The sequence below is a fragment of the Agrobacterium sp. 22094 genome, assembly GCF_052046015.1.
In the GTDB taxonomy this organism is placed as follows: Bacteria; Pseudomonadota; Alphaproteobacteria; order Rhizobiales; family Rhizobiaceae; genus Agrobacterium; species Agrobacterium cavarae.
In genome coordinates, this window is sequence record NZ_JBQEPX010000001.1 from 2,029,799 (window position 1) to 2,050,950 (window position 21,152).

18 protein-coding genes are annotated in these 21,152 nt (G+C 58.8%); 10 read left to right on the plus strand and 8 right to left on the minus strand.

Going from position 1 to position 21,152, the window contains the following annotated elements; all coding sequences use genetic code 11:
• Positions 1-10: 10 nt before the first annotated feature.
• The 5 genes from ACTJK5_RS09885 (at position 11) to ACTJK5_RS09905 (ending at position 7,222) form a co-directional block, all read left to right on the plus strand.
• Entirely contained in the window at positions 11-1,297 is a 1,287-nt protein-coding gene (locus ACTJK5_RS09885) for an NAD(P)/FAD-dependent oxidoreductase (RefSeq protein ID WP_440612326.1), read from the plus strand.
• A 156-nt stretch (positions 1,298-1,453) separates the two neighbouring features.
• A complete protein-coding gene (gene zwf, locus ACTJK5_RS09890; RefSeq protein WP_062426036.1) occupies positions 1,454-2,929 on the plus strand; it encodes a glucose-6-phosphate dehydrogenase in 1,476 nt (491 codons plus the stop codon).
• 12 nt (positions 2,930-2,941) lie between these two features.
• Positions 2,942-3,640, plus strand: a complete 699-nt coding sequence (gene pgl / locus ACTJK5_RS09895) for a 6-phosphogluconolactonase (protein ID WP_440612327.1) — start codon at positions 2,942-2,944, stop codon at positions 3,638-3,640.
• A gap of 109 nt (positions 3,641-3,749) precedes the next feature.
• A complete protein-coding gene (edd, locus tag ACTJK5_RS09900) occupies positions 3,750-5,567 on the plus strand; it encodes a phosphogluconate dehydratase (RefSeq protein WP_440612328.1) in 1,818 nt (605 codons plus the stop codon).
• Between the two features lie 293 nt (positions 5,568-5,860).
• Entirely contained in the window at positions 5,861-7,222 is a 1,362-nt protein-coding gene (locus tag ACTJK5_RS09905) for a metallophosphoesterase (RefSeq protein WP_440612329.1), read from the plus strand.
• Positions 7,223-7,441: 219 nt separating this feature from the next.
• Here the strand turns inward: ACTJK5_RS09905 and ACTJK5_RS09910 are convergent, their stop codons facing one another.
• The 5 genes from ACTJK5_RS09910 to ACTJK5_RS09930 all read right to left on the minus strand — a co-directional run bounded on the left by ACTJK5_RS09910 (position 7,442) and on the right by ACTJK5_RS09930 (position 13,879).
• Positions 7,442-8,530: an ABC transporter ATP-binding protein gene (locus ACTJK5_RS09910; RefSeq protein WP_440612330.1), complete on the minus strand. Its 1,089-nt coding sequence runs from the start codon at positions 8,528-8,530 to the stop codon at positions 7,442-7,444.
• A 21-nt stretch (positions 8,531-8,551) separates the two neighbouring features.
• Positions 8,552-10,207 carry a beta-galactosidase BglA gene (gene bglA, locus ACTJK5_RS09915; protein ID WP_440612331.1) on the minus strand — a complete coding sequence of 552 codons (1,656 nt, stop codon included), beginning with the start codon at positions 10,205-10,207 and terminating at the stop codon, positions 8,552-8,554.
• 38 nt (positions 10,208-10,245) lie between these two features.
• Positions 10,246-11,406, minus strand: coding sequence for a carbohydrate ABC transporter permease (locus ACTJK5_RS09920; protein ID WP_111848263.1), 1,161 nt, complete (start codon positions 11,404-11,406; stop codon positions 10,246-10,248).
• A gap of 1 nt (position 11,407) precedes the next feature.
• Positions 11,408-12,421 carry a carbohydrate ABC transporter permease gene (locus ACTJK5_RS09925; RefSeq protein ID WP_440612332.1) on the minus strand — a complete coding sequence of 338 codons (1,014 nt, stop codon included), beginning with the start codon at positions 12,419-12,421 and terminating at the stop codon, positions 11,408-11,410.
• Positions 12,422-12,517: 96 nt separating this feature from the next.
• Positions 12,518-13,879: an ABC transporter substrate-binding protein gene (locus ACTJK5_RS09930; protein WP_113259933.1), complete on the minus strand. Its 1,362-nt coding sequence runs from the start codon at positions 13,877-13,879 to the stop codon at positions 12,518-12,520.
• A gap of 154 nt (positions 13,880-14,033) precedes the next feature.
• Between ACTJK5_RS09930 and ACTJK5_RS09935 the strand changes: the two genes are divergently transcribed.
• The gene (locus ACTJK5_RS09935; RefSeq protein WP_376781994.1) at positions 14,034-15,182 is read left to right on the plus strand and encodes a LacI family DNA-binding transcriptional regulator; all 1,149 of its coding nucleotides are present in this window, start codon (positions 14,034-14,036) and stop codon (positions 15,180-15,182) included.
• A 103-nt stretch (positions 15,183-15,285) separates the two neighbouring features.
• Here ACTJK5_RS09935 and ACTJK5_RS09940 read toward each other — a convergent pair whose 3' ends face one another.
• From ACTJK5_RS09940 to ACTJK5_RS09950, 3 genes are all read right to left on the minus strand, one after another.
• Complete coding sequence (locus ACTJK5_RS09940) at positions 15,286-16,014, minus strand: hypothetical protein (protein ID WP_440612333.1); 729 nt, start codon at positions 16,012-16,014, stop codon at positions 15,286-15,288.
• Between the two features lie 199 nt (positions 16,015-16,213).
• Positions 16,214-17,113 carry a bifunctional methylenetetrahydrofolate dehydrogenase/methenyltetrahydrofolate cyclohydrolase FolD gene (gene folD, locus ACTJK5_RS09945; RefSeq protein WP_113259930.1) on the minus strand — a complete coding sequence of 300 codons (900 nt, stop codon included), beginning with the start codon at positions 17,111-17,113 and terminating at the stop codon, positions 16,214-16,216.
• A 92-nt stretch (positions 17,114-17,205) separates the two neighbouring features.
• Positions 17,206-18,978 (minus strand): hypothetical protein, encoded by a 1,773-nt coding sequence (locus ACTJK5_RS09950; protein WP_113259929.1) that lies wholly within the window; start codon positions 18,976-18,978, stop codon positions 17,206-17,208.
• Positions 18,979-19,174: 196 nt separating this feature from the next.
• Here ACTJK5_RS09950 and flgB point away from each other — a divergent pair, with 196 nt between their 5' ends.
• The 4 genes from flgB to flgG are packed head-to-tail and all read left to right on the plus strand — an operon-like array spanning position 19,175 to position 21,136.
• Positions 19,175-19,564 carry a flagellar basal body rod protein FlgB gene (flgB, locus tag ACTJK5_RS09955; protein WP_062426046.1) on the plus strand — a complete coding sequence of 130 codons (390 nt, stop codon included), beginning with the start codon at positions 19,175-19,177 and terminating at the stop codon, positions 19,562-19,564.
• Position 19,565: 1 nt separating this feature from the next.
• A complete protein-coding gene (gene flgC / locus ACTJK5_RS09960; protein ID WP_112358808.1) occupies positions 19,566-19,982 on the plus strand; it encodes a flagellar basal body rod protein FlgC in 417 nt (138 codons plus the stop codon).
• Positions 19,982-20,329 carry a flagellar hook-basal body complex protein FliE gene (locus tag ACTJK5_RS09965; protein WP_062426048.1) on the plus strand — a complete coding sequence of 116 codons (348 nt, stop codon included), beginning with the start codon at positions 19,982-19,984 and terminating at the stop codon, positions 20,327-20,329. The genes flgC and ACTJK5_RS09965 overlap by 1 nt, the downstream gene beginning before the upstream one ends.
• An 18-nt stretch (positions 20,330-20,347) precedes the next feature.
• Positions 20,348-21,136, plus strand: coding sequence for a flagellar basal-body rod protein FlgG (gene flgG, locus ACTJK5_RS09970; protein ID WP_062426049.1), 789 nt, complete (start codon positions 20,348-20,350; stop codon positions 21,134-21,136).
• The last annotated feature ends 16 nt before the right edge of the window (positions 21,137-21,152 follow it).

Consider the following 21,152-nt stretch of genomic DNA (forward strand, 5'->3'; position numbering starts at 1 on the left):
GGTGAACGATATGGCATGGCAGAGCCCGATAGCGCCAGGCGTTTCATGGTATCAGGAGACTGTTGCGGAGCGTCCGGACTATCCGACGATGGATGGCTCGCGCACGGTCGATGTCGCAATTATTGGCGGCGGCTTCACCGGCCTTCAGGCGGCCTATAATCTGGCGCGCGCCGGCATTGCCGTCACCCTGATCGAGGCCCATCGCTTTGGCGATGGCGCGTCGGGGCGTAATGGCGGACAGTTCGGCACCGGTCAGCGCGCCTGGCCGGACGAGCTTGAAGAAAAGATCGGTTTTGAGCGCTCCAAGGCGCTGTTCGATCTCGCGGAAAATGCCAAGCACTATGTGCTCGACTTTGCCCGCGACAACCAGATCGACATGGAGTTCCAGCCGGGGCAGTTGAACGTCTCGCATAAGCGTGCCTATGAAAAGAGCTATCGTGATAGCGTCGAGGCCATGGTGGGCCGCTATGGCTATGAGGAAATTGCCTTCATGGAGAAGGCAGAAACCGCAGATCGACTAGGATCGTCGCATTATCATTGCGGCGCGCGCGACACCGGCACCGGTCATATTCACCCGCTGAAACTGCTGGTGGGACTGGCAAAGGCTACGAAAGCGGCGGGTGCCGATATCTTCGAAATGACACCGGCCAAGTCTATCCGTCAGTCCGGCGGCAAGACGCTGATCGAAACGCCGTCTGGAACGATCACCGCAACTCGAGTGCTGATTGCGACCAATGCCTATATCGGCAATCTGGAGCCCGTCACCGCAGCGCATGTGATGCCGATCCGCTCCTTCATTGGGGCGACAGCACCGCTCGATCAGTTTCCATCCATCATTCCGGACAAGGAAGCGGTGGCGGATTCACGCTTCGTGGTACGCTACTTTCGCAAGACGCCGGACAACCGCCTGCTATTCGGCGGGCGCGAAGCCTACACCGCAGACTCGCCGCGTGACATTTCCAAGCATATCCGCAAGCAGATTTCGGAAATCTACCCCGCGCTCGCGAATATCGAGATGACCCATGCCTGGGGCGGGTCCGTCGGCATTACGCTGACACGCCAGCCCTTCGTGCGCGAGGTCATGCCGGGTGTGCTTTCCATCGGCGGCTATTCCGGACATGGTGTGATGCTCTCCAACTATTGCGGCAAGCTTTACGCCGACATGGTGATCAATAAGGACAGGGCACTCGATCAGTTCGCGGCGCTGGATGTTCCATCCTTTCCAGGTGGTGCATCGCTGCGGGCGCCACTCCTGTTCCTGGCGCTGACGTGGTATGCATTACGGGACAGGTTTTGAACGCGTCTGCCTTCGCATTGTGCAAAAGCAACGATTGGACACCTGCCGGCATGACGGGCCAGCAGCAAAATTCATTATTTTCGTACATCAACTCTGGCATTTTTAAATCGATTAGATTATGGATGCCCCTAACGTGTAGAGATCGAGAGAATCGACATGAGCAGTCAAATTATTCCCGTTGACCCCTTTGATTGCGTCGTCTTTGGCGGCACCGGCGATCTGGCAGAACGCAAGCTTCTGCCCGCCCTTTACCACCGCCAGGTGGAAGGCCAGCTGACCGAACCGACCCGCATCATCGGCGCTTCCCGCTCTGTCATGACGCATGAGGAATACCGGAAGTTTGCGCAGGATGCCCTGAAGGAGCATTTGAAGTCCGGCGAATATGACGAGGAGCAGGTCGCCAAGTTTTGCGCGCGCCTCTTCTACATTCCCGTCGATGCCAAGTCCGACGATGGCTGGGACAAGCTGAAGAAGCTTCTCGACGAAGGCAAGGATCGCATCCGTGCTTTCTATCTTGCCGTCGCACCGGGAATTTTCGGCGACATCGCCTCGAAGATCCGCGATCACAAGCTGATCACCAAATCCACCCGCATCGTGGTGGAAAAGCCGATCGGACGTGACCTCGCCTCCGCGTTGGAGCTGAACGACACGCTCGGTAATGTCTTCAAGGAAGAGCAGATCTTCCGTATCGACCATTATCTCGGCAAGGAAACCGTTCAGAACCTCATGGTTCTGCGCTTTGCCAACGCGCTCTTTGAACCGCTGTGGAATTCCACCCATATCGACCACGTGCAGATCACCGTGGCGGAATCCGTCGGGCTCGAAGGTCGTGCAGGTTACTATGACAAGGCGGGCGCGCTTCGCGATATGGTGCAGAACCATATTCTTCAGCTGCTTTGCCTCGTTGCAATGGAGCCCCCCTCCTCGATGAACGCCGAAGCGGTGCGTGACGAGAAGCTGAAGGTTCTGCGCTCGCTGAAACCCATCACGCAAACCAATGTCGAGAAGAACACCGTGCGTGGACAATACCGCGCTGGCGCTTCGGCAGGCGGAGCGGTCAAGGGTTATCTGGAAGAGCTGGAAGGCGGCGTTTCCAACACGGAAACCTTCGTCGCCCTCAAGGCGGAAATCGGCAACTGGCGCTGGGCGGGCGTGCCCTTCTACATCCGCACCGGCAAGCGCCTTGCAACCCGCGTTTCGGAAATCGTCGTCACCTTCAAGCAGATCCCGCATTCGATCTTCGACGATACGGCCGGCAAGATCGAGGCCAACAAGCTGGTGATCCGACTGCAGCCGGACGAAGGCGTCAAGCAGTCGCTGCTTATCAAGGATCCGGGTCCAGGCGGCATGCGCCTGCGTCAGGTGTCGCTTGATATGAGCTTTGCCCAAGCCTTCAACGTGCGCAACCCGGATGCCTATGAGCGTCTGTTGATGGATACGATCCGCTCGAACCAGACGCTCTTCATGCGTCGCGACGAAGTGGAAGCCGCATGGAACTGGGTCGATCCGATCCTGAAAAGCTGGGAAGCCGTCGGCCAGGGCGTGCAGGGTTACACCTCCGGCACCTGGGGACCGAGCGGCGCAATCGCGCTGATCGAGCGTGACGGTCGTACCTGGCATGAAGCCGACTAAAGGAAGATGCGGATGGAACCCAACATGCACATCTTCAATGACGGCCCGGAACTCGCCGAAAAGCTCGCAGGCGATGTTGCTGCGTATCTGAAAGCGGCCATCGAAGAACGCGGGGCAGCCAGCATGGCCGTCTCCGGTGGCTCTACGCCAAAACTGTTCTTCCAGACGCTTTCCAAGCATCAGCTGGAATGGCCGCGCGTCAGCATCACGCTGGTGGATGAACGTTTTGTGCCGCCGGATAATGACCGCTCCAACCACAAGCTGGTCGCCGAGAACCTTTTGCAGAACGAAGCAAAGGCGGCCTATTTCGTGCCGCTTTATCAGTCTGCCGCCTCACCTGAAGATGCGGCAACGCTGGCAACGGCGAGGACCGCCGATATCTGCGACCCGTTCGATATCGTCATTCTGGGCATGGGGACCGACGGACATACCGCCTCCTTCTTCCCCGGCGGCGACAATCTCGAGGAAGCGCTCGATCTCGATGAGCCGCGCACCGTGCTGACCATGGCTGCGGAAAATGCAGGTGAGGAAAGGCTGACCTTCAACCTTGCGGCGCTTCACGACGCCCATTTCCTGGTGCTGCACATTGAAGGTGCGGCGAAGAAGGAGACGTTGGAGAAGGCGCAGTCCGATCTCGATGAGGACGAAATGCCGATCCGCTCCGTGCTGAACCGTGCGGATTCGACGGTCAATATCTACTGGGCGCCATAACGTCCCGCATTCATGCGGCGGCGGTGCCCGGCATTTGAATGAAACATGATCGTCGGCCCGGTCTCCCAAGCCTGTGGCCGACGCTCAACAGAAGGACAGGATGAAGCCCATGGCTGCCGACTCACGCGTTCAGGACATTACCGCCCGCATCGTTGAACGTTCGAAACCCTATCGCGAAATCTATCTCGAGCGGCTGCGGCTGCAGATCTCCAAGGGCGTTCACCGCTCCACCCTGTCCTGTGGCAACCTCGCGCACGGCTTTGCCGTCTGTTCCCCCGCCGACAAGGAGATCCTTGCCGGCGATCGAATTCCCAATCTCGGCGTCATCACCGCCTATAACGACATGCTTTCCGCCCACCAGCCTTACGAGGTCTTTCCGCAGATCATTCGCGATGCGGCAAAAGAGGCAGGCGGCATTGCGCAGGTGGCAGGTGCAGTGCCTGCCATGTGCGACGGCGTCACGCAGGGCCAGCCCGGGATGGAGCTTTCGCTGTTTTCCCGCGATGCGATCGCCATGGCGGCCGGCATCGGCCTGTCACACAACATGTTCGATGCTGCCGTCTACCTCGGTGTCTGCGACAAGATCGTCCCCGGTCTGGTGATCGCAGCACTCACCTTCGGCCATCTGCCGGCCGTCTTCATTCCGGCCGGACCGATGACGACCGGCCTTCCGAATGACGAAAAGTCGCGCATTCGCCAGCTTTATGCGGAAGGCAAGGTAGGCCGTGCGGAACTGCTGGAGGCCGAGTCCAAGTCCTATCACGGTCCTGGCACCTGCACCTTCTACGGCACCGCCAATTCCAACCAGATGCTGATGGAGATCATGGGCTTCCATATGCCTGGCTCCTCCTTCATCAATCCGAACACGCCGCTGCGCGATGCGCTGACCAAGGAAGCTGTGAGGCGGGCGCTGGCGATCACCGCACAGGGCAACGAATTTACCCCTGCCGGGGAGATGATCGACGAGCGCTCCGTGGTCAACGGCGTGGTCGGTCTGCATGCGACAGGCGGTTCCACCAACCACACCATGCACCTGATTGCCATGGCACGCGCCGCCGGGATCATTCTGACCTGGCAGGATATCTCCGACCTCTCCGACATCGTGCCGCTTCTCGCACGCGTCTATCCGAACGGTCTTGCGGATGTGAACCATTTCCATGCGGCCGGCGGCATGGGCTTCCTCATCAAGCAGCTCCTGAAACAGGGCTTCGTGCATGATGACGTGCGCACCGTCTTCGGCCACGGGCTTGAGGCCTATACGATCGATGCCAAGCTTGGCGAAAACGGCGCCATCCAGCGTGAAGCAGCACCCGAAGAGAGCCACGATCCGAAGGTTCTCTCCCGCATCGAAACACCGTTCCAGCCAACCGGCGGGCTGAAGATGCTGACCGGCAATCTCGGCAAGTCGGTCATCAAGATTTCCGCGGTGAAGCCAGAGCGTCACATCATCGAAGCCCCTGCCATCGTCTTCCACGACCAGCAGGAACTGCAAGATGCCTTCAAGGATGGCAAGCTGAACCGCGACTTCATCGCCGTCGTCCGCTTCCAGGGACCGAAGGCCAATGGCATGCCGGAACTGCACCGGCTCACCCCGCCGCTCGGCGTGCTGCAGGACCGCGGTTTCAAGGTGGCGCTTGTCACCGATGGCCGTATGTCCGGCGCTTCGGGCAAGGTGCCCGCCGCTATTCACGTCACGCCGGAAGCCTCCGATTGCGGGCCGATCTCGCTCATTCGAGATGGTGACATCATCCGTCTCGATGCCGTATCGGGCACGCTCGAGGTTCTGGTCTCGGCAGCGGAGTTGTCCAAGCGCGAACCTGCGCGCGCCGATCTTTCCGGCAATGAGTGGGGCATGGGCCGCGAGCTCTTCGCGCCGTTCCGTCGCAATGCCGGAACCGCAGACCAGGGCGCCAGCGTCTTCCATTGATCTGCCCAATGGCGGTCCGGTTGGGGCATCCGCCATGCCCGACAAAAGCGGCGCGAAACTCGAGACCGAGTTTCGCAAAAGCACCCTGCGTGGCTTGAAAGAGAAAGCGTCCTTCTGGCGTCCAAAAGGACGAAGGGCGCTCCAGCACCCTGTCTTGACATCCCCTTTCCATTTCTCCCCTATTGACGTGAAGGCTAGCGCCTCTGCTGTCATGTGGCTGTGATGATCGCCCTATAGGGCCTGTGCAGCCAGCCGCGGGGGCGGTGGCGCAGTCTGAACTGACGGGGCCAAGTATGACGATTTTCTCACGCACACGCCGTAACTTGCTGAAGCTCATGGCCGGAACTGCCATGCTGCCGCTGCTGCGTTTTCCGGCAGTTGCCGACCAGCAGTCTCCGCTGCGCGCCATCGTCATTTCCGACCTGCACTCCGCCTATGAGCGCATGGGCCAGCTTCTGGCAGCCATCGAGACGCGCATTTCCGCAGAGAAAAGCCCTCACATCATTCTCCTGAATGGCGATCTGTTCGAAAGCGGTAATACGGTCGCGATGCGGTCGCAAGGCGAGATCGAGTGGAGCTTCCTTGCAGCCCTCGCGAAACTCGCACGCACCGTCGTGAATATCGGCAACCACGAGCCGGATATCGAGACCGACCTTGCCCATTTCGTCAGCCGCGCTGAAGGGCTGGGAGTCACCGTCCTTTCCAACATCATCGACAAGCGGAGCGGTGCTCCTTACGCGCCGGCAAGCAGCACATTCGAGATTGGCGGACAAAATGTCGTCGTTGCCGGGCTCGCCACCAACGCCATCAACACCTATCCGAAGGCGACGCGCGAGGCGCTGACCATTCCCCAGCCCGTGGAGTGGGCAAAGGTCAATCTTCCCGAGATCGTCAAGCCCGATGCGATCAACATCGTGATGAGCCATGCCGGTGTGGTGGCGGACCGCGACATCCTTCCTCTGCTGCCGGACGGAACGCTGGTCGTGGGTGGTCACGACCACCTGTACTTCGTGCATGAAGCCGGTGCCACGCGCTATGTCCACACTGGATCGTGGTCCACGTCGATGGCGGTTGCAAGCATTCCAGGCCCTGGCCAGGCCGCAACCATAGAAACGGCGGCGATCGATCGCAGTGCGAAGCCCTCCCCGGCGCTGGGCGCGCTGATCGAAAAGACGCTCGCTCAGCATCTGACACCAGAGGAACGGGAAACCGTCGCCAAAACGGCGAGGGCCATGACGGTCGATGAGGCGGGTCGTCAGGTGGCCGAGCTTATTGCCGCAAAAACCGGTGCGGATGTCGGCTTCATCGGCCATACCTCTTTCGGTGCCGGGTTGCCGAAGGGTGATATCCGCCGCTACGATTTCAACGCATGCCTGCGTTTTGAGGGCAAGTTGATGGTCACGGAGGTCGATGGCGAGGTGCTGAAACAGATTCTCAGCCGCTGCAATCAGGATGGCGATATTCCACTGGCCAAACGCACCGGCGACTATCTCTATGCGATGCCGGACAATCCTGTGGCGAAAGACCGTTATAAGCTCGTCTGTAACGACTGGTCGGCCACCAACCAGAAATCCTATTTCGGCCGTGACGATCTCGCCTTCAGCGAAGTGCCAGATGCGAAGTTGAAACAGACGGTTCTTACGGGGCTCAGCTGATCACGGGCGAGCGTTACAAGATCGGCCCGAAAGTTGGATCGATTTTCGGAAAGCACGATGCGTCTATCAAAGAAGATAGAGCGTTTTTTGTGCGTCCAAAGGACGCTCTAAGAGACACGTAGAGAGTGAGCGCAATTCAAGCGGCATCGCGGCAACTGGATTGCTCTCACTCTTTTTTTCCATGTCCTGACGGTCTGAGCTGCGACCACGCCAGCTGAGTTAGCGGCGATAGGTTTTTCCCAGCGCATCGAACAGATGAAGCTTTTCCGGTGGCGCGGAGAAGCGCAGCGTCTGACCCTTCTTCACCGGCGCAATGCCTGGGATCTTGACGATGACCGGCTCCTCACCCGCGGGTGCCTCAAGATAGAGCAGTGTCACTTCACCCAGCGCCTCGACGATCGACACCTTGCCCTCGAACAGATAATCGTCGCCATTGGCGATGAACAAATCTTCCGGACGCACGCCAAAGGATGCCGCCTTGCCTTCTTCGCCCGATGGCGTCGGAATATGCACGGCGAGTGTCTTGCCGCCCGCAAGATCGAGCGTGGTTATTTCGCCGGACGCCTTCACTGTGCCTGCGATGATGTTCATGGCCGGGGAGCCGATGAAGCGGGCAACGAAGAGGTTGGCGGGGTTTTCGTAAAGCTCCAGCGGTTCTCCCACCTGCTCGACGCGGCCACCATTCAATACCACGATCCGGTCAGCCAATGTCATAGCCTCCACCTGATCGTGCGTCACGTAGATCATGGTGGTATCGGCCATCTTCTCGCTGAGCTTGGCGATCTCGATACGGGTCGCGACGCGCAAGGCCGCATCGAGGTTCGAGAGTGGCTCGTCGAAGAGGAAGACCTTGGGGTTGCGGCAGATGGCGCGGCCAATCGCGACGCGCTGGCGCTGACCGCCGGAGAGCGCCTTCGGCAGGCGCTCCAGATATTGGGTGAGCTGCAGGATTTCGGCGGCTGCGCGAACGCGGCGGTCGATTTCCTGCTTGCTTTCCTTGGCGATCTTCATGCCAAAGGCCATGTTGTCGTAGACCGTCATATGCGGGTAGAGCGCGTAGGACTGGAAGACCATGGCGATGCCGCGCCGTGATGGCGGTATTTCGTTCACCAACTGGCCGTCGATATACATTTCACCGCCGGTGATCTCTTCCAGACCGGCAATCATACGCAGCAGTGTGGACTTGCCGCAGCCGGACGGGCCGACGAAGACGATAAACTCGCCCTGTTTGATATCGAGGTCGATCCCGTGCAGGACCTTCACCTCGCCGTAGGATTTACGGATGCCCTTGAGAATAAGGCCAGTCATGCGGTGCTCCTCCCTATGGTGTTACGCGTGGCGGGCGAAAAACGCGCCCCATGCCGGAAGTTCTACGGTTGTGCCATTCCGTTCGGCCGAAAAGCCATGGCCTTCCAGCTCGTTCCACTCGCCATCCGGCAGCTTTGCCGGTGCTGGCACGGCCGAGAGATTGAAGAGGCAAAGCACTTTTTCGTTGCCAAGTGTGCGGGTGTAGCTCAAGACGGTCGCATCCGCGTCCTGGAACTCGATCTTGCCCTTGGCGAAAGCCGGGTGCTGCTTGCGGAACGCCAGGAAGCGACGGTAGTGCTCCAGAACGGACGCTTCATTGCCCTGCTGGGCGCTGACCGCGCGCTTCTTATGTTCGGCAGGAATGGGAAGCCAGGTCTTATCCGAGGTGGAAAAGCCCGCCTGCGCGTGGCCGGCATCCCAAACCATCGGCGTGCGGCAGCCATCACGGCCCTTGAATTCCGGCCAGAACTGAATGCCATAGGGGTCCTGCAAATCTTCAAAGGCGATGTCGGCTTCCGTCAAGCCAAGCTCTTCGCCCTCATAGATGCAGACAGAGCCACGCTGCGTCATCAACAGAGCCGAAAGCACCTTGGCAAAGGCATCCTTGTCCTCGACCGTCTCACCCCAGCGCGTCACGTGGCGCACGACATCGTGGTTGGAGAAAGCCCAGCAGGCCCAGCCTTCAGGTGCGGCTTGAGCGAAGGCCGCCTGAACTTCTGCAACACGGGCGGGGGTCAGCGCATCGGGTGCCAGGAACTCGAAGGCGTAGCACATCTGCATCTTGTCATCGCCGGATGTATATTCGCCGACGATCTCAAGACCGCGCTGGCTGTCACCGACTTCGCCGACGGCGGCGATATCGGGGAACTCATCCAGTACGGCACGGAAGCGCTTGAGGAATTCCAGGTTCTCCGGACGGTTCTTGTCGTAGATATGTTCCTGGAAGTTGTAGGGGTTTACGGCAGGCGCGGTGGAGGCGTTGCGGCGTTCCGGCGCAAGTGCCGGGTTGTCGCGCAGTTCCTTGTCATGAAAGTAGAAGTTGATCGTATCAAGACGGAAGCCATCGACGCCGCGCTTCAGCCAGAAGCGGGTGATGTTCAGCAACTCTTCCTGGACCTCTGGATTATGCAGATTGAGATCTGGCTGCGAGGTCAGGAAGTTGTGCATGTAATATTGCATCCGGGTCGGGTCCCACTGCCAACCGGAGCCGCCGAAGATCGACAACCAGTTGTTGGGCGGCGTGCCATCCGGCTTGCCATCGCTCCACACATACCAATCGGCACGCGGGTTGCTGCGGCTGGAGCGGCTTTCAACGAACCACGGGTGCTGGTCGGATGTGTGCGACAGAACCAGATCGATCATCACCCGGATGCCCAGGCGATGGGCCTCTGTAATCAGACCATCGAAATCGGCGAGCGTTCCGAACATGGGATCGACATCGACGTAGTTCGACACGTCGTAGCCGAAGTCCCTCATGGGCGAGGTGAAGAAGGGCGAAATCCAGATCGCATCCGCGCCGAGATTGGCAATGTGCTCAAGCCTGGAAGTGATACCCTTCAGATCGCCGATGCCATCGCCGTTGGAGTCCTGATAGGAGCGCGGATAGATCTGATAGATCACGGCACCGCGCCACCAATCCTTGTCCGGAGTAAGGGCGGAAGAAACGGTCGCGGTCATGGTAGTGTCCTGTTGATTGAAAGCATTCATGGGTTCGATCAGCCTCCCTTGACGGAGCCGGCCAAGAGGCCGCGCACAAGGTAGCGTTGGAGCGCGAAGAAGACGCAGAGCGGCACGATAATGGTGACAAAGGCCGACGCGGTGAGAATTTCCCAGTTGCCGCCGCGCGAACCGAGCAGCGCGTTCAATGCACCCGTCAACACCAGTTCATCCTTCTGTGTGCCGAGGAAGACCATGGCGACGAGAAGGTCGTTCCATGTCCAGAGGAACTGGAAGATGGCGAAGGAGGCAAGCGCCGGGAAGGAGAGCGGCAGCACAATCTTGACGAAAATCTCGAAATCGCTGGCGCCATCGACACGGGCACTCTCGATGATTTCTTTCGGCAGGCCGGAAATATAGTTGCGCAGCAGATAGATGGCGAGCGGCAGACCGAAGGCCGTGTGCGCCAGCCAGATCCCGGCATAGGTCTTGGACGGTATGCCGAAGATATTGCCGATGGAGTTATAGAGCTGCAGCAACGGAATGAGCGACATCTGCAACGGCACGACGATCAGACCGACGACCAATGCAATCATCAAGGATCGACCGCTGAAGCGCATCCATGACAGCGCATAGGCAGCGAAAGCGGCAATCAGGATCGGGATGATCGTTGCAGGAATGGCGACCGTCAGCGAATTGACGAAGGATTGCCCGATGCCTTCGGAGAGGAGAACGGTGCGGTAATTGTCGAGCGTGAAGATCGGCGGCGTGGAAACCACGACATAGACGCGTTTTGCGCGCGATCCTTCGAAGCTGGCATTCTTGCTATATTGATAGCTGCCGTCCTCGTTGAGCTGAAGCGTTTCGCCATCACCGAGATCGGCGGACGTACCGGCCTTGAAGGCTGCCGGTTCCTGAACGCGCACGCCATAGGCCGAAACGTGGCCGCTCTTGCCTTCACCGAAGACGTTGCCGGCAATGACGAAGCGATCGCCCTGCTGGGTCTGTGTCGATGGATCGCCAAGGCGCAGCGCCTGCGTCTGGTTGGAGCTGGAGAAGGCCGTCCACCAGCCGGAAACGACGATCTGGTCCTTGTCTCGCAGCGAGCTGACGAGAATGCCGAGCGTCGGCAGAAGCCAGAGCAGAACGATGAAGAGGACGCTGGCGTGAACGATGAGGCGGGGCAGGCCAATACGGCGCAGACGGGTTGCGATGTTCATATCAACGGCCCTCCATCTCGCGGTTCGCCTGGCGGATGTTCCAGATCATGATCGGTGTGACGGCCGCCATGATGACGAGCGCAATGACCGCACTTCGCCCGCTATCGCCACCGCCGCGGAACATCCAGTCGAACATGAGGTTGGCAAGAACCATGGTGTTCCACTGACCATTGGTCATGGTCAGCACGATATCGAAGACCTTGAGGACGAGAATGGTGATGGTGGTCCAGACCACTGCGATGGTTCCCCAGATCTGCGGCACCATAATCTTCCAGAAAATCTGCCAGCCATTGGCGCCATCGATGACCGCCGCCTCGATGGTTTCTTCCGGAATGCCGCGAAGAGCCGCCGACAGAATGACCATGGCAAAGCCGGTCTGGATCCAGATCAGGATGACCATCAGGAAGAAGTTGTTCCAGAAGGGCATGGAAATCCACACCTGCGGATTACCGCCGAAGAACTCCACCAGCGCATTGAGAAGGCCGATCTGCGTCTGGCCCTCGCCGCGATACTCATAGATGAATTTCCAGATGACGGAGGCGCCGACGAAGGAGATCGCCATCGGCATGAAGACGATGGACTTGGCGATATTGCCCCACCAGATGCGGTCGGTCATGACCGCGATGACAAGGCCGAGAAAGGTGCAAGCGGCGGGGACCACGGCAAGCCAGAGAATGTTGTTGAAGATCGACTGGCGGAAACCGGCGTCGTATAAGGCCCAGACGTAATTGGCGAGACCGACGTAATTGGCTCCTGTCCGATCGTAGAAAGACAGGATGAAGGTCGCAACGACCGGGTAGACAAGATAGACGGCAAGCAGCAGCAGGGCCGGCCCGACAAAGAGCCAGGGACGAACGGCCGCGCGCCGGTTGAGATTGCGCGACGCGTGAATGACATCGCCGTCCCGCACCGGAAAGATAAATTGCAACGCCTTGTCCGACAGCCAGTAATAGGCGGCGCAGGCAAAGACGCCGACGATAACGACACCCAGCGCGGATACGATTTGCGTGATCATCATTCCCTCCCCGATCTTACTTATATTCGGCGCGTTTCCCGCGCCGTTCTATCGATGACAGCCCGGCAGCGATGACTGCCGGGCTGGATCTGAGGATTACTTCAAGCCGTCCCAGGCCTTCTGGATATCGTTGGCGACCTGCTCGGCAGACTTGCCGCCGACGAAATCGACCATACCGGTCCAGAACGCGCCAGCGCCGATCTTGCCGGGCATGAGGTCGGAACCGTCGAAGCCGAAGGTGGTGGCCGTCGTCAGAATCTCGCCCTGACGCTTCACCTGATCATTGGCATAGGCGTCCTTGTTGACGCCCTTGAAAGGTGTCAGGAAGCCGGACTGCGCCATCCACACTTCGTGGGCGATCGGCGTCTTCAGGAATTCGACGAGCGCGCGCGCAGCCTTGGAATCCTTGGTGATGGTGAAGAGCGTTCCAGCACCCAGAACCGGCTTGCCGAGATCTGCCTTGGAGGCGAAAGTCGGCATGTAGAAGAAGTCGACATCCGTTCCGACCTTCGTTCCCTCAGGGAAGAAGGATGGAATGAAGGAGGCCTGACGGTGCAGGTAGCACTTTGGCGGAATGTCGAAGAGACCCTTCGGGCTGTCGCGGAAGTCTGTCGAGGCGACAGCGGCAACACCGCCCGAAACATATTTGTCGTTCTTGGCAAACTTGCCGAATTCCTCGATGGCGGCGACGACGCGCGGATCGTTGAACTTCACCTCATTCGTCGTCCACTTCTGGTAGACATCGAGCGGCTGCGTGCGCAGCATGAAGTCTTCCACCCAATCGGTTGCCGGCCAGCCGGTCGCGCCACCAGAGCCGAGACCGATGCACCATGGCGTGCCGCCATCGGCTACGATCTGGTCGCTGAGCTTGACGAGATCTTCCATGGTTTCCGGCACCTTGTAACCGGCTTCCTCGAAGTTCTCAGGAACGTACCAGACCAGCGACTTCACGTCGGCCTTGAACGGGAAGGCGAAATAGGCCTTGTTGCCGTCTTTGTTCTTGTACATGCCAAGATCGACCCAGGACTGGCCCGCGCCGTAATTTTCCTTCACCCAATTTGCCGTCTCGTCACCGAGCGGAGTGAGAAGTCCCTTGGCGGCAAGGTCAGCGAGAAGTCCAGGCTGCGGCAGGATCGCGACGTTTGGCGGCGAGCCGGCCTGCGTGTCGATGACGATCTGCTGCTCGTAATTTTCCGAAGACGAGTAACGGACATTGACGCCGGTCGCATCGGCGAAATAGGCCAGCACGGACTGGAACAGCGCTTCGTCTTCGCCGCGCCACGGTCCGAAGATGGTCAGCGTTTCGCCCTTCAGGCTGGAATTAGCGGTCTTGAAGTCTTCGTAGCTCTTCCAGTTGAACTTGCTGTCTTCACCCGGCTTGAATTTGAGTTCGGCGGCAAAGGATGCGCCCGACAGAAGCGTGGCTACGGCAACGGTCGTTAAAAATAATTTTTTCATGTGATCTACCTCCCATCACATTAATCGGCTTCGGCGTGTCTTTTCAAAGCGCTTTGGCTGCCTATTCATCTCATTGAGAATTGCTCAGAGTCAAGAGGGTTGATGATCATCCCAAATTTGGTCTTCTTTTGCTGTGCGAGAGACTGTATTTGCGCTGCAGCAGAGTTTTTTGAATTGTCTAGCGCTCCAACACTTGCTAGCCTTCAAAGCGGTTTGGAGACGGTGGAGGAGCCGTCCCTTTCCAGAGTCCGCGGGCTTGAGCAGCAGAGGGAGGCTGGGCATGAATCTGAAACAACTATCGCAGTTGCTTGGCATCTCTCAGACGACGATCAGCCGCGCCTTGAACGGCTATCCCGAAGTCAATGCCGAGACGCGCCGGAAGATCATCGAGGCGGCGCGCCAGAACGGTTATCGACCCAACGCGGCAGCGCAGCGGCTGGCGACCGGCAAGGTCGGCTCCATCGGCCTTGTGATGCCCACGGGTGCAGAACATCAATCCGACGTGCACTTCGGGGAGTTCCTCAACGGACTTGGGGAGGTCTCGGCAAGAAACGGGTTTCACCTCGTCATCATGCCGACCGATCCGCGTGACGAAGACGAAGCGTTGCAGGATCTTGCCGCCAATGGCACGGTCGATGGCATCTATCTTGCCTATATGAAAAAGAACGATCGTCGCATCGCGATGATGAAGAGCCTATCGATCCCCTTCTTGGTGCATGGCCGCTCCTGGGGGATCGAGCCGGACTATCCCTTTCTCGATGTCGACAATGAGGGCGCCTTTCATGACGCCGCATCGCTGCTGCTCCAACTCGGCCATGAAAATATCGCGCTGATCAATGGGCCGGAGGGTTATGACTTTACCTTCCGTCGATACCGCGGTGTGGAAGCGGCATTGGCGGCTCAGGGCCATTCGCTCGATCCTGACAAGGTCAGCCACAGCGTGATGACCGACGAGGCCGGGTTCTTGATGATGGAGCGGCTGCTCGACCAGCAACAGCAGCCGACCGCCGTTCTCTGTGCCTCCACAGCACTTGCGCTCGGCGCCATCCGCTCGCTCAACCAGCGGGGCCTGCGCCCCGGACGGGATATTTCCCTGATCGCCCATGACGACGTGCTGCCACTCTTGAAGCCGGTGAACTTTTCCGTGCCGCTGACAACGACACGGTCTTCGCTTCGAGCAGCAGGCATGCGCGTTGCCGAACGGCTGATTGCCCAGATCAAGACCGGGCAAAACGAGCCGTTTCACGAGCTTTGGAAAGCAGAGTTGGTGGTGCGCGCCTCGACCGGGCCCGCTCCTCGTTAGATCTACCCCCCGGCTGTCTTGGTGGCCTCAGTAAAATTTGATGCAAACTGCAGCTGACCGCCTCAGTTAAAACCCAAGCCCCTATGGCCGGCGATGCCCAACTTTACGTCGCAGCCTCGAGTGTCGGCATCACTGGCAAACCCTCCGCGCGCATATATTCCCGCGTTAGCACAACGGATACGTAAGTGACGCTTACGGCCTCCAACGTGCTTAGGCAGATAGCAATTAGCAAAGAGGGGAAATTAATCTCTCCAGCGACGAAGATGCTCCCGGAATCACCGCGAGCGAACATCAATGCGGTGACGATAAAAGAGATTGCGGCCGGAATCGCCATCGCGATGAAAATTCTGGCGAAGGTCTTTGCGAAAGTGCGAGATCCACGTCTAAGCGCGTCACCAAAGCGAGTTGCAGATCCGTAAAGCCCAGCAGGTAGCCACGTGCCGATCAAAGCGTAGAGAACAGAAGACACGATCAACGAAAACAGAATACCGTAGATCAACACCAAACCGGTAAAATTGCCCTGATTGCTTCCGAAGTAGACAGCCGTCGCGATGGCTGAGACGGTGGCCGATAGAATAATGAGAATATTTTTACCGAAGAAACCAAGATCTTTTGACAGTGAATAATATTGTCGACCCTGATCTTTAAATCTTCGATTGTATAGCATGGATACATGCGTCCATCGTGAAAGCAAAATCCAGATAAAACCCGTGGTCTGACTCGATGTGTGAGAAAAATGATCATCCAGGATAAGTGCAGCAATGATGAGAGAAACTGTAACGACGTAAAATAGGAAATTCTTTCGGATGATTGCGAAGGTTTCTGAAATCATTGCGGCGTCCTTATAGAAACGGCATGCGTGGCCGATCTTCAAGTTACGCCGCGTCGGTGACAAACACAAACGACTGATGGAGCATGGCAAGCAAAATCTGCTGCCGCTCTTCGGAGCTAAAACCATTCTTGCAGAACAGCATCCAGCACAAACCTATCCGGTCTTGTGTCCGAATGTTTTTATATTTTCGGTTTTGAACTCAGAACGTCGGCGCGTCTTTGCCGAGCGCTCTGTGCGCAGCAATCACCGTGTTGGCCATCAGCATGGCAATCGTCATCGGACCAACGCCGCCGGGGACAGGCGTGATGGCCGCGGCGACCGCACTTGCCTCTTCGAACGCCACATCGCCGACGAGCCTCGACTTGCCCTCGCCCTTTTCGGGTGCGGGAATGCGGTTGATGCCGACATCGATGACGGTCGCACCGGGCTTGACCCAGTCGGCCTTCACCATTTGCGCGCGACCGACGGCGGCAACCAGAATGTCGGCGGACTTGCAGACGGAGGCCAGATCCCTGGTGCGCGAATGCGCCATCGTCACCGTCGCGTTAGCGTTGAGCAGCAATTGACCCATCGGCTTGCCGAACAGGTTGGAACGACCGATTACCACGGCGTTCAGGCCGGACAGATCATCCCCATGGATGCTGCGAACCAGAAGCATGGCACCGGCCGGGGTGCAGGAGAGCAGGCCTGTCTTCAGATCACCAACCGCGAGCTTTCCGGCATTCAAGACGCTCAGACCATCGACATCCTTTTCCGGCAGAATCGACTGGATGATCGGATCGGAATCGAGGTGCTTTGGAAGCGGTAACTGAACGAGAATGCCGTGGATCGATGCGTCCACATTCAGCGTTGCGACCAAGGCAGCAAGCTCCTGCTGTGTCGTTTCTTCCGGCAGCGTATGCTGGACCGAGTTGAAACCGCATTGCTTGGCCATCTTGCTCTTGGAGTTCACATAGGCATGGCTTGCAGGATCATCGCCGACGATGACGACAGCGAGACCGGGCTTCTGGCCGGTCTCATTCTCCAGACGCTCAGCCGCGTCTCGCACAGCATCCGTCACGGATGCCGCCTTGGCCTTGCCGTCGATCACAACCACCATATGCCTGCCTCCTGAGAACCCGCAAACCAGCCTTGAGGGGTAAGACCCCTAATGCTGCGCGAAGCTACAGATTGCAAGGGAAAATCAGTGGATCAACCGCGACGCCGCATGTCGTCTTCGACAAAGCCGTTCAATCTTTGCTTGAGCGAAGCGAGTTCCTGTCGAAGCGTTCGTAGCTCGTCCGTTTCGGCCTGCGCATGATCTGCCTTGCCTTCCAGTGCGGCGGCCAGCAAAGGCGGCAGACGGAAGCCATCCTCCCTTTGTGCCGTCTCCGCATACCGGACGCGGTTGGCGAGCAGGACCTGACGGACACGTTCATCAAGCGGGATATCATTGGCAGGCTCATCGTGGAGATCGTACTCCCACGTATCGTCTTCAGTCACATCGTAGCGCTCTCTGGCGTAGACGGGCTCGACATCGTCCTCGACCAGATCATGGAAGATATCCGGCTCGATCTCGAACCGTTCATCATGCGCTTCAGCCTTTGCAGGGGCGGCCTCAAAAGCCGTCTCCGCCTCTATTGCCATTTGAATGGCGGCCCCGACCCGGTCTTCCGTCTCCGTGCGGCGGAAGCTGATGAGGAAGAGAGCGAGCAGCATGCCCACCAGAGCGCCGGCGGCTGCCATCGCGCCAGGTATCATCTGCGGCAGAATACCCTCTTCCTGCAGAACCGCGGGTGATGCGGGCTTGGCGATCGCGGCCGTCACGGTCGGTGCTGCGAAGGGACCGGCCTTTTCGCTTGCCGCAAGATATTCGCGCCGGGCTTTTTCGAGAGCCGTTTCCAGCTTGGCAAGCTCTTCCGGTGCGTTACCCATAGCGCGCAATTGTTCTTCAACGGCGGCTTTCGCGCGGGTCTCAGCGTCAAGCGTGGCGGCAGCGTCCTTCAACTCCGCCTTGGCACCGTCCAGCGCACGGCGCAGAGCCGGCATGGCGGCAGATCTTGCGGCATCGACAGCGCCTTGGGCCGCAATGGTGCGCGGGTGTTTCGGTCCGTGATCGACATTGACGTCGTCAAGCGCAAGCTTTGCCGTGGTGTAGTTGTCTCTGACGGGTGCGAGAGCTTCGAAAACGGGAAGCGGCGGCAATGCTTTCGTCAGCACGTCGTCCGTCTTCATCGCCGAGACTTTGGTCACAGCCTGGGCGAGGTCGTGCTCCTTCTCGCCCAAAGCCGCAATCGTTGCGTCCGCCTCATGAAGCGATTGCTGCAGGCCCTGGATACGCGAGACAATATCGTTGCCGTGGCGCATCTGAAATCCTGTCAGAGCGCCTTCCGCCGCGTCGAGCGCGGTGCGTGCTTTTTCGACCGCCTGCAAGGCGGGTTCGGCATGATCGCCGCCTACGCCCTTGACGACCTGGCGAGCGAGATAATCGACGATCCGCTCAGCGGCCTTCGGCGTTGCGGCGGTAACACCGACATCGATGTCCGTCTTCGATGCCGAGGTGATCTTGACGGACTGACGAAGCGCGTCTTCGATGGCGTTGACGGGGGTCGCTGGCTGCACGTCGCCCGAAAGCAGGTTCGCCAGCATGGCGAGGCGTCCCTCTTCAACAATGCCCGTAACATCGCCAGCCTTGAGCTTCAGCTCTGAAATGGCAAGCGTGAGGGACACCGGGGACAGTAGGCTCTGCTGCATGGACGCAGCTACCCGGCCGGTATCGACTGGGCTCCCGCCTGGGGCTGAAACTCTGACGACGGCACGCGAGACATATCCTGCAGACGGCGATGGAAGGAATGCGGACGGCAGGATCGCACCGGCAGCACCGAACGCGAGGACGAGAGCCGCGGGAACGATGCTACGCCGCAATCTGCCTGTCGCAGCCTGCTCCGTAACCGAACCGACATATGTTTCTGTATGAAGAGCCATTGCGAACCCGCAGGGATGTAAGAGCCGTCCGTCTGGCGGAAATATCAATGAAATCTAAAGCGCCATGGCAAACAAATGGTTAATGCCACGGCGAATTGTGGAAGTGACGCCCACCAAATGAGTGCCCGACCCACGGGTAAGTCCCGCGCAAGATTGTGGGTCTAGACCGGAGGCAGATTAAACACGGAGAATTGTCATGCAGCCCATTCAGCTGTTTGCGCTGGCCTCCCGGCAGGCCGAGTGGCTTTCAATCCGTCAGGAAGTTGTCGCCACGAACATCGCCAATGCGAGCACGCCGCAGTATCGCGCCAAGGAAGTCGTTCCGTTCGAAACCGAACTGAAGACGGCTGGCATGCAGATGGCGCGCACGAACCCGGCGCATATGGAAATGAGCGTGACCGGCGCTGGCAAGATCGGCCTGAGGGACGCTCCACTGAACAATGAAATCGGTGTTCAGGCATCCGGCAACACCGTTTCGCTTTCAACGGAAATGGCGAAGACCGGCGAAATCAAGCGTCAGTTCGAGCTGAACACGCAGCTCGTTCGCACCTTCCACTCCATGATGATGACCGCGGTGGGCAAGTAAGATGGACTCATTATCAACCTCGCTGAAGATCGCCGGCAGCGGAATGGAAGCACAGGCAACGCGCCTGCGCATCGTTTCGGAAAACATTGCCAACTCCCGCACCACGGGCGACGGACCGGGCGCCGACCCCTATCGCCGCAAGACGATTACATTTGCCAATGAGCTGGATCGCGCGACGGGAACCAACCTCGTCGAGGTGAAGAAGCTTGGCTACGACCGCTCCAACTTCATCGAGGAATACGATCCGGATAGCCCGGCGGCCGATGAAAAAGGCGTGGTGAAGCTGCCGAACGTCAACATGCTGATCGAGATGGCCGACCTTCGCGAAGCCAACCGCAGTTACGAAGCCAATCTCCAGGTCATCAAGCAGACGCGTGATCTGATTTCCTCAACCATCGACCTATTGAAGGCTCAGTGATGATCGAATCTATCAGCAACATCAAATCGCTGACCAACAACTCCGCGACAGACAGCATCAAGGGCATTGCCAGTGGCCTGACCTCGCTTGCGGGTGCCGCCGTCACCACGGCTACAACCGCGACGGTTGGCCCGACATTCGCCAGCGTTCTCGGCGGCGTTGCGCAGGATGCGGTCGATTCGCTCAAGAACAGCGAAGCCATGTCCTTCGCCGGCATGCAGGGCAAGGCCAATACCCGCGAAGTGGTCGATGCCGTCATGCAGGCCGACCAGACCCTGAGGACCGCTGTTGCGCTGAGAGACAGGCTCGTTTCGGCCTATCTCGATGTCGTTAAAATGCAGATTTGACCCGTGAGGACCTAAGAAATGAGAGCTCTAGCAATCGCAGCAACGGGCATGGATGCCCAGCAGACAAACCTTGAGGTCATCGCGAACAACATCGCGAACATCAATACCACCGGCTTCAAGCGTGGCCGCGCCGAATTTACCGACTTGCTCTACCAGACCGAGCGTGCGCAGGGCGTGATGAACCGCGCCAACCAGGCCATGGTGCCGGAAGGCGCCAATATCGGTCTCGGCGTGCAGACGTCTGCCGTGCGCAAGCTGCACATCCAGGGACCTGTGTCCCAGACGGGCAACACGCTCGATCTTGCCATCGTCGGCAAGGGCTGGTTCCGCGTGCAAGGTCCGGACGGCGCGCCGCTCTACACCCGCGCAGGCGCGTTCAACATGGATTCGACCGGCCGTCTGGTGACGACGGATGGCTACCCGGTTCTGCCGGCCATCACCATCCCGACCGACTCGACCGAAACCAAGATCACCGACGACGGCATCGTTTCGGTGCGTATCGGCCAGTCGAACCAGATGACCGAAGTCGGTCAGCTGACGATGAGCAACTTTGCCAACGAAGCGGGTCTGCGTCCGCTCGGTGATAACCTCTTCGCCCAGACGGATGCCTCGGGTGCGGCTGTCGACGGAACGCCTCAGTCGGTTGGCTTCGGCTATCTGAAGCAGAGCTATCTGGAAGGGTCCAACGTCGATTCGGTCAAGGAAATCACCGACATGATTTCCGCCCAGCGTGCGTATGAGATGAACTCCAAGGTCATCACCACCGCCGACCAGATGGCTCAGATCGTCAGTCAGAACCTAAAATAAGTGGAAGGTAGGGTAA

What these genes read in the sequence shown, in the direction of transcription:
- ACTJK5_RS09910 (WP_440612330.1), bottom strand. Translation starts at nt 8,530, where the DNA reads ATGACTGGCCTTATTCTCAAGGGCATCCGTAAATCCTACGGCGAGGTG.
- flgG (WP_062426049.1), top strand. Translation starts at nt 20,348, where the DNA reads ATGAGAGCTCTAGCAATCGCAGCAACGGGCATGGATGCCCAGCAGACA.
- edd (WP_440612328.1), top strand. Translation starts at nt 3,750, where the DNA reads ATGGCTGCCGACTCACGCGTTCAGGACATTACCGCCCGCATCGTTGAA.
- ACTJK5_RS09930 (WP_113259933.1), bottom strand. Translation starts at nt 13,879, where the DNA reads ATGAAAAAATTATTTTTAACGACCGTTGCCGTAGCCACGCTTCTGTCG.
- ACTJK5_RS09925 (WP_440612332.1), bottom strand. Translation starts at nt 12,421, where the DNA reads ATGATCACGCAAATCGTATCCGCGCTGGGTGTCGTTATCGTCGGCGTC.
- ACTJK5_RS09940 (WP_440612333.1), bottom strand. Translation starts at nt 16,014, where the DNA reads ATGATTTCAGAAACCTTCGCAATCATCCGAAAGAATTTCCTATTTTAC.
- bglA (WP_440612331.1), bottom strand. Translation starts at nt 10,207, where the DNA reads ATGACCGCGACCGTTTCTTCCGCCCTTACTCCGGACAAGGATTGGTGG.
- ACTJK5_RS09965 (WP_062426048.1), top strand. Translation starts at nt 19,982, where the DNA reads ATGATCGAATCTATCAGCAACATCAAATCGCTGACCAACAACTCCGCG.
- flgB (WP_062426046.1), top strand. Translation starts at nt 19,175, where the DNA reads ATGCAGCCCATTCAGCTGTTTGCGCTGGCCTCCCGGCAGGCCGAGTGG.
- pgl (WP_440612327.1), top strand. Translation starts at nt 2,942, where the DNA reads ATGGAACCCAACATGCACATCTTCAATGACGGCCCGGAACTCGCCGAA.
- ACTJK5_RS09905 (WP_440612329.1), top strand. Translation starts at nt 5,861, where the DNA reads ATGACGATTTTCTCACGCACACGCCGTAACTTGCTGAAGCTCATGGCC.
- folD (WP_113259930.1), bottom strand. Translation starts at nt 17,113, where the DNA reads ATGGTGGTTGTGATCGACGGCAAGGCCAAGGCGGCATCCGTGACGGAT.
- zwf (WP_062426036.1), top strand. Translation starts at nt 1,454, where the DNA reads ATGAGCAGTCAAATTATTCCCGTTGACCCCTTTGATTGCGTCGTCTTT.
- ACTJK5_RS09950 (WP_113259929.1), bottom strand. Translation starts at nt 18,978, where the DNA reads ATGGCTCTTCATACAGAAACATATGTCGGTTCGGTTACGGAGCAGGCT.
- flgC (WP_112358808.1), top strand. Translation starts at nt 19,566, where the DNA reads ATGGACTCATTATCAACCTCGCTGAAGATCGCCGGCAGCGGAATGGAA.
- ACTJK5_RS09920 (WP_111848263.1), bottom strand. Translation starts at nt 11,406, where the DNA reads ATGAACATCGCAACCCGTCTGCGCCGTATTGGCCTGCCCCGCCTCATC.
- ACTJK5_RS09885 (WP_440612326.1), top strand. Translation starts at nt 11, where the DNA reads ATGGCATGGCAGAGCCCGATAGCGCCAGGCGTTTCATGGTATCAGGAG.